This window comes from Acinetobacter sp. 228 (genome assembly GCF_048147885.1).
The window spans coordinates 1-1,687 of record NZ_JAYWYV010000160.1 but is presented as its reverse complement, the minus strand read 5'-3'; the positions used below and the strand labels follow the sequence as shown (position 1 = coordinate 1,687).

Annotated in this window: 1 protein-coding gene; it reads left to right on the top strand. The window is 39.3% G+C overall.

All coding sequences use genetic code 11. The features are described 5' to 3' along the window. On the top strand, positions 1 to 1,687 hold a 1,687-nt coding region (locus VXQ92_RS16925), incomplete at both ends, for a TonB-dependent receptor (protein ID WP_416682600.1).

Here is a 1,687-nt window from a genome sequence, read left to right as displayed (position 1 = left end):
ACCTTTAACAAACTTCCGTTCTAATGCTTTAAGTGGCGATATTCATCAATATTTCACAGGCAGCTTTAACGCTTTTGACTATGCACTCGACTTTGGTTACCAACGTATTGGTAGTCCGTACGATGCAAGTGGTGACCGTGTTGCTCCAGAACCAAGTCAGGGTGATTTATATGATTCTGATGGCTATAGCATCGGCGGTAAGCTTGGTTACCATATTGATGACAACCAATATGTCCAGTTTGCTGCAAACTACTATAATGCCGAGCAAGATTCAGATTATGCATCTGACCCAAGTGTGAAGAATGCCCCTGCCGGAACAGTGCCAGCGAAAGCAATTAAAGGCTTAAAGCTAAAAGACCAAAATAAAAACGAAAACCAGATATACAATTTAACTTATAACCATAAAGACTTTTTTGGCAATAAGGTTGATGCTCAAATTTATTACCGCGACTTCTTTACCCGTTTTTCACCATTTGATGCACGTAAAAATCCGAATCGGGGTGGAAACGTAGACCAGATCTATCAAGAAAATAACCTACTCGGTAGCCGTTTAACTGTTACCACACCGCTTGAGTTTTTAGGTGACACCTCACTGGTTTGGGGTGGTGACTTTAGCCGTGAAAAAAGTGAAATGCCTTTAGATACTTTCAATCCTGATATTTATGACCAATCTGGTGGCCTAGATTTTGTAAAAACTGGTAAGCTCATTTATTTACCTGAACTTACCACACAAAGTGTTGGTGGCTTTGTACAGTTAAAACATCGCTTTAATGACCAATGGTCGGCTGAAGCAGGTACACGCTATGAAGACAGCTATGCCCAAATTGATAGTTTTATTCCATTATCACAATTTGATCCTAAAACACAATCATATAAGCCAAACCCTTATGTATATCAAGGTGGGAAAGTAAAAGCTGATGCATGGTTATACAATGCTAATGTAACTTTCTCTCCAAATGACCAGCACTCGATTTATGCATCGTTTAACCAAGGTTTTCAATTACCCGATGTTGGTGTAATTATTCGTAATGCAGATAATACTGATAAGAAAAAAAATTATGAATTATCATCTTCATTTTTAGAACCTGTAAAAGTTGATAACTATGAGTTGGGCTGGAAAGGGAACTTCAATAACTTTTCATCAAGCTTAGCAGTCTTCCACTCTACTTCTGATCTAGGCGCTGTGCAGTCTTTCAGCAATGGTCTGGCACTTACTAGAACCAAAGAAAAAGTCACTGGTGTTGAAGCAACTTTTGACTATCTGGACGATGCCAATGTTTGGGGAACTGGTGGTAGTGTTACGTGGATGAAAGGCCGCGAAAAACCGCAAGATGGTCCTGAACAAGACATGACGGGCTTCCGTATTCCACCATTAAAACTGACAGGTTATATTTCTTATAGCCCAACGGAAACTTGGACTAACCGTTTACAAGCCACTTATTTCGGTTCAAAAGATTACCGTTTAAATGATGCTACTATCTCTGGTCGTGCTGATGTAAAAACCTATACCACAGCAGATTTAATCAGTAGCTTTGCGCTTAACAAAAAAGACACTGTGACGATTGGTTTAGAGAATATGTTTAACCGCAAGTACTACCCTCTCTATAGCCAATTATTAAGATCTGGTAATAACACTAGCCATTTAGTGGCAAATGGCGCAACACTGAAAGTTTCTTATAGCCATAAG